General features: G+C 62.5%; 1 protein-coding gene. It reads left to right on the forward strand.

What is annotated here, in order from left to right; translation table 11 throughout:
* On the forward strand, positions 1 to 7293 hold a 7293-nt coding region (locus tag ENTHG_RS23740; protein ID WP_122959180.1), incomplete at both ends, for an Ig-like domain-containing protein.

Consider the following 7293-nt stretch of genomic DNA (forward strand, 5'->3'; position numbering starts at 1 on the left):
CGGCGGCGATAACGGCGGCGGCACCAGTCCGGGCGGCGGGGATAACGGCGGCGGCACCAATCCGGGCGGCGGCGATAACGGCGGCGGCACCAATCCGGGCGGCGGCGATAACGGCGGCGGCACTAACCCTGGCGGCGGTGATAACGGCGGCGGAACTGAGCCGGAACCCGGCACCCCAACCCTGAGGCTGGCGGTTATCGGTACAGATAACATGCTGAACGCCAATGATATCCTTGTAACGCAGGCGATCTCCGGCAGTACCGAAGCCGCTTATGCGGGCAGCCAGGTTGTCATTACCAGCGGCAACTATACCTGGACCACCGTCGTCGAGAGCGACGGGAGATGGGTGGTCTTTTTACCGCCATCGGTGCTGAGCACTTTTGCGCAGGGCACCAACCAGATTACGGTGACGCTGACCACGCCGGATGGCGTAACGGTCACCGAAACCACTGAATTTCAGGTCGATACCATCCCCCCAGCGCTGACTCTCACCGCCTTTGCTCCCGGCGATATTGTTGGTCAGGATATGATTGAGGGCGATAAGCTGGTGCGCGGTTATTCTACCGCGGCTGATGAGGGCAGCCAGGTTACCGTCACCCTCAACGGTAAAATTTATACCACCACCGTAGACGCCAGCGGCCAGTGGCAGCTCACCATTCCCCAGGCGGATATGGCGCTGTTACAGGATGGCGAAAGCTATTCCATTGCCTACCGCATTGTTGATGCCGCGGGCAACGTAACCCAGGAGCAGCGCTCCTTCACCACCAATTTCTCTACGCCCACCATCACCATTGATGAGCTGACCGGCGACAATGTCGTTAACTCGGCAGAAGTGCTGCTCAACCAGACGCTTTCCGGGCAGACGGTGAACGTGCCCGCCGGGCAGATTGTGACCATCACCCTTAATGGCAAAACTTATTATGCGCAGGTTGAAGGGGATGGAAGCTGGAAAACTGTCCTTCCCGCCGGGGATCTCGGGGCGCTGGCGCAGGGGGATAACGCCCTCGATGTCAGCGTTGTTGATCGCAACGGCAACACCATCACCAACAACGCCAATATCACTGTTGATACCGTGCAGCCCGGCATCGCTATCGCTATTCTCTCTACCGATGATTACCTGAGCGCCGCCGAAGCGGCCCTGCCGCTGGAAGTGCGCGGCGTAACAACGGTTACCGGACCGGGCGCGACCCTGGTCGTCACCCTCAACGGTAAAGAGTATGTGGTCAGCAACGTTGATGAGGCGGGCTACTGGAGCGTCACTATTCCTTCCGCTGACCTGCTGCAATTGCAGGATGGCCCGGTGGTCATCACCGCAAGCGTCACCCTTGACGACCAGTTTGCGCTGGATCAGCACACCCTGAACGTGCAGATTAACCATCTGCCGCAGCCGACGCTGGCGGAGCCCTTTGGCGACGGCTTCCTCAACGGCGATGATAAAACCTCGCCGCAGACCCTGAGCGGCAATACCGGCGTCTCCGGCGGCGGCCAGCATGTCACGGTAAACGTGGGGGGCAAAACCTATCAGGCTACCGTCGATGGCGACGGCAACTGGAAAGTGACTGTTCCGGTCACCGACCTGCAAACCTTCCCGGACGGCCAGCTGCCGATTACCGTTAGCGCCAGCGATGCCGCCGGTAACACCACTTCGGTGGTTGATACCGCCGTGGTGGATACCGTCGCGCCAGCGCTGACGGTGCTGCCGTTGACCGGTGACGATCGTCTGAACGTGACGGAGCTTGGGCAGGATCAGGTGCTCAACGGCGTCAGCGCGGTCAGCGAACGCGGCCAGACCGTGACCGTCTCTCTGAACGGTAAAACCTACACCACCGTAGTCGGGGAGGACGGCAACTGGCAGGTTGTGCTGCCAGCCGCCGATCTCGGCCAGCTCGGTGGCGGTACGCAGACCGTGAGCGTGACGCTGACCGATGCGGCGGGCAACAGCACTACCGTGGCCCATGACTTCGCCGTCAAGACCAGCGCGCTTACCCTAAGCGTGCTGGATTTCACCAGCGATAACACCCTCAACGCGGCGGAAATTAAAGTCGACCAGGTTTTACGTGGCGCGACCAATGCCGAAGCGGGCAGCGTGGTCACCGTCAACCTGGGCGGCACCAGCTACCAGGGGGTTGTTGACGCCCTGGGTAACTGGCAGGTGCTGTTACCGGCGGTAGAACTGCAAAAACTGACCGACGGCACCACTACCTACAGCGTCAGCGTGAATGACGCGTTCGGCCAGACGCAAAACATTGACGGCAGCTTCGCGGTGGATACCACCACCGACGCGGTGGCCATTAACATCGTGGCTGACGACGACTACTTAAGCCAGGCAGAATCAACGGAAGATCTTATTGTGCGCGGCAGCAGCGCAGGCCTGCCGGAAGGCACCACCATTACCCTGACCCTCAACGGCGAAACCTACACCGGCCAGGTCGGGCCGGGCGGCGCATGGGCAGTTACCATCGGCGCAGAAAATCTGGCCGATCTCGATGATGGCCTGACGACCATCACCGCCTCGGCGACCACGCCAGCAGGCACGGTGAGCGACAGTCACGACTTTACGGTCATTATCAATAACCTGCCGCAGTTGCAGGTGGATCAGCCGTTTGTAGATGGCACCATCAGCCAGGCTGAATCGGGCGTAAGCCAGCTTGTGACTGGCTCTACCAACGTGGCGGGAGCAGGGCAGACGGTGGTGGCGACGCTCAACGGCCAGCAGTATATCGGCGTCGTTGATGCCGACGGCAACTGGACCGTGACGCTGCCGACCGGCGCGCTGGAAAGCTTGCCGGACGGCGCAGCATCGATGACGGTAGAAGTACGGGATGCGGCAGGCAACGCCTCCTCGCAGGCGGTAGCGTTTGCCGTGGACAAAACCCCGCCAGCGATTGTTGTTCAGCCCATTAACGGCACGGACGCGCTTAACAGCGCGGCGGTAGCGGTGGACCAGGTTGTCAGCATCACCGCGTCCGACGATGCGGCAAGCGTGACGGTTACCCTTAACGGTGTGACCTACCCGGCGACCCTTACCGATGGCGTCTGGCAGGCAACGCTGCCTGCGGCGGCGCTTGCGGCGCTGCCAAATGGCGCCAGCGCCTGGACCGTCACCGCAACGGATGGCGCGGGCAACGTCACTACCGTGAACCGCAGCCTGACGCTGGATACCACCGCGCCGAACGTCGTGGTCGACCCCGTCACCCGTGATAACCAGCTTGATATTGCCGAGCTTAGCAACGGCTTTAGCCTGACCGGTCGAACCGTGCCGGCAGAGCCGGGCGCGCAGGTGAGCGTCACCATCAACGGCAACACGGTAACCGGCGTTGTCGCCGCAGACGGTAGCTGGTCCGTGCCGATTGCCGCAGGCTCGCTTACGGGCCTCGACAATGGCGCGCAGACCCTGACGGTAACGGTAACGGATACCCAGGGCAACGCGTCGCCAGCGCAATCCATTAACTTCTCTGTGGATACCAGCACCAGCGCCATCGCCTTTAACCCGATTGAAGCTGACGACCGGATAAGCGCCGCGGATATTCTTGATGGCCTGACCGTCAGCGGTATCACCGCTCGCGTGGCCGATGGCGCGACGGTGACCATTACGCTCAACGGTAAGCAGTACACCACCCAGGTGGATGCCAGCGGCAACTGGGAACTGACCATCAACCAGGCCGATGCTGCCGCCATTGCCGACGGCACCGCTACGCTTACCGTTTCCGCCAGGGACGTGGACAATTTGCCGGTTTCCAGCGAGCGCCAGTTCACCATCATCACCCACCAGCTGCCGCAACCGGTCATCAACACGCCGTTTACCGATGGCGTGATTAACACCACGGAGGCGGCGCAGGGCGGCACCCTTACCGGGGCGACCGGCAGCACCGGCAGCGGCCAGACGGTGACCGTCACCGTGGATAACTTCCCGCCGTTAACCGCTACCGTTGACGCCAACGGCAACTGGAGCCTGCCGTTAACGCCGGGACTGCTGGGGGATATCGGTCAGGGCAACCACACCGTTACCGTCACCGCGACCGACGCGGCGGGCAACCAGAACAGCGCTACCACGCCGCTGGTTATTGATACCACCGCGCCGTCGCTGACCATCAACCCGGTCACCAGCGATAACATTGTTAACACCGTGGAGGCGGGCGGGGCGCTGACCATCTCCGGTACCGGAACATACGATCCGCAAAACGCGCAGATCGTCTCCGTGCTGGTGAACGGCCAGAGCTACGATGCCCGTCTGCAGGCGGACGGCACCTGGAGCATCACGCTGCCAGCAGGCGCGCTGGCGAGCGTTCAGGATGGTCCGGTAACTGTCCGGGCCACCATTATCGACGCGGCGGGCAACAGCACTACCGTGAGTTCAGGCTTCACGCTAGATGCCTCGGCAACGGGCGCGCCGGTCGTACAGGTTGATAAAATCGCCGGCGACGACTTTATCAACGCGGCGGAAGGGCAGAGCGGGCTGGTGGTTAGCGGCACGACCCTGCGGGTCGAGGAGGGGCGGCCTGTCACCGTTACCCTCAACGGGCAGACCTATACTACTGAGGTCGCGGCTGACGGCAGATGGACGCTGACCATCCCGCAAAATGAGGTCGCGGTGGTGCCGGACGGCGCGCAGACGATCTCGGTCTCCGTCACTGACCTGGCGGGGAATACCGCTTCGGCAAACCACAGCGTGGTCTTTGCCGCGCAGCCTGCCTCGCAGCCGACGCTGGTGATTAACACTATCGCGCAGGACGATGTGATTAACGCTCAGGAGCAGGATGCGGCGCTGGATATTACCGGCAGCTCCACCCGTCTGGCTGCCGGAACGGTGGTCACCGTGACCCTGAACGCCAAAACCTACACCGGTACGGTGGACAGCAGCGGTAACTGGAAAGTCACCGTGCCGCCCGCCGATCTGCAGGCGCTCTCTGACTCGAACCCGCTCAACCCGTCTTATGCGTTGACCGCCAGCGCCACCGATGCGGCGCAAAACCCGGCCACCGCCACGCATGAAGTGGTGGTGGATACCACCGGGCCTGCGGTAGTGGTCAACGTCGGCGCCTCTATTTTCGCCGATGGCTTTATCAATATTGCCGAAGCGCGGGTAGACCAGACGGTAACCGGCACCGGTACGCCAGGCCAGACCGTGGTGCTGGAGATTGGCGGCCAGACGCTGACCGCCGCGGTGGGCAATAATGGTAACTGGAGCATGACCCTTCCGGCGGCTCAGCTGCAGGCGCTTGGGCAGGGGCCAGTCGATCTCACGTTCTACTCGGTGGATGCCCAGGGTAACCGCGGCGAGCAGATCGTCTCCGTTGACGTCAATACCCAGGTTGCCCCGACCCTGACGCTGGGGCCGATCTTCGCCGACAACAAAGTGAATATCAGCGAAGCGGGGGTTGATACCACCCTCACGGGCGCAACCACCGGGCTGCCGGACGGTGCGTTAGTCACGGTGACCATTGGCACGCAAACCTTTACCGGCAGCGTGACCGACAATGTCTGGACGGTAACCGTAGGCGCGGGTGAGCTGAATACCAGCGGCCTGCTGCCGGTGACCGTTACCGCGCAGGATGATGCAGGCAACCCGGCGACGGCAACCGCTGAACTTGACGTGATCCTGACGGCCCCCGCCGCTACCCTGCCAGGCGTCGTATTTGGCGATAACTTTATCGGCCAGGCGGAGGCGAACGCGGGCGCGCAGCTGACCGGCAGTACCGGGCAAACGGGGCCAGGGCAAATCGTGGCCATTACCCTCGACACCGGCGAACTCTTCCCCGGTACGGTCGATGGCAACGGCAACTGGACGGTCAACCTTACGCCGCAGCAGTTGAACGATCTGGCCGACGGCACGCACACCATGACGGTAACGGTCACTGACCGGGCGGGTAACAGCACCACTTCCGAACCGCCTGTTACCTTCACCGTGCTGACCGATCCGCTAACCGCGCCGCAGGTGCCCGTTGCATTTACCGACGGCTTCCTCAGTGCCGATGAGATAACCACCACCCAGACCCTCTCCGGCACCCTGAATACGCCGGTCGCCAATATCGACAGGGTAACGGTGAGCCTGAACAACGGCACCGCCGTCCAGGCGACGGTCAACCCCAATGGCACCTGGTCGCTGGATCTCTCCCCGGCCACGCTGGCGGCGTTGCCTGATGGCGTCACGCCGGTGAATGTAACGGTTATCGATAAAGCCGGAAACCAGATAACGGGGCAGGGCAGCTTTGAGGTGCTGACCAATAACCTGCCGCAGGTCACTATCAACACCCCGTTTACCGATGGCGCGATCAACTTCGACGAGAGCCAGGGCGCAGGCGTTATTACCGGCAGCACCGGCGTGACCGGTCCAAACCAGACCGTCTCGGTCACCTTTAACGGCCAGCCCTACACCGCCGTGGTGCAGGATACCGGGGAATGGACGGTGACCATCCCGCAGTCGGTGATGCAGAGCCTGCCGGACGGCGTCAGCCAGACGGTTACCGTCACCGCGACCGACCGGGCTGGCAACGAGAGTCAGCCGGTCGATTCAGTGATTGAAGTGCATACCGCGCTGCCGTCACCTTCCGCCCCAGGCCTGTTTGGCGACGGCGTGCTTAACATCGCCGAGGCCTCCGGTCCGCTGTTGCTGACCGGGCAGACAGGGGTTAGCGGGCCCGATCAGTACGTCAAGGTGCAAATTGACGTCAACGGCGTGACCTATACCGCAGATGTCACTAATACAGGCGTGTGGTCGGTTGAGCTGCCACCGGGGGCGCTGCAATCGCTCGATCCGGCGGTGGGACACCAGATCATTATCACCGCCGAGGATCGCTACGGTAACACCGTGACCCAGCCGGTGAATTTCGATGTCGCCTTTACCGCGCCGACCGTGACCATTACCACGCCGGTGTTCAACGATGGTTACGTGAATATCGCCGAGTCGCAGGATAACAGCCTGCTGAGCGGGACGTTCACCTCCGCGTATCCGGCCAACGCGACGGTCAACGTCAACATTGGTGGGCAGAACTTCGCGGCGCAGGTGACGGGAAATAGCTGGCAGCTGCAGCTCACGCCGGCTGACTGGCAGACCATCACCGCCACCGGCCAGCAGAGCGTTGTGGTCACGGTGGTGGACGGCGTACAAAATGCGGGCACCACCAGCGCGCCGGTGACGATTCTGCTTACCGAGCCGGTAGTGACCGTCACCAGCCAGTTTGCCGGTGACGGCGCGCTGACCTTCGCCGAGAGCGAAACGGCGCAGACTATTTCCGGCACCGCCAGCAATATGCAGGCGGGGGACATTGTTCGCGTCACCTTTACCGGCGATGC

Origin of the sequence: Phytobacter massiliensis JC163 (assembly GCF_000321045.1) — a bacterium.
Taxonomy (GTDB): domain Bacteria; phylum Pseudomonadota; class Gammaproteobacteria; order Enterobacterales; family Enterobacteriaceae; genus Phytobacter_A; species Phytobacter_A massiliensis.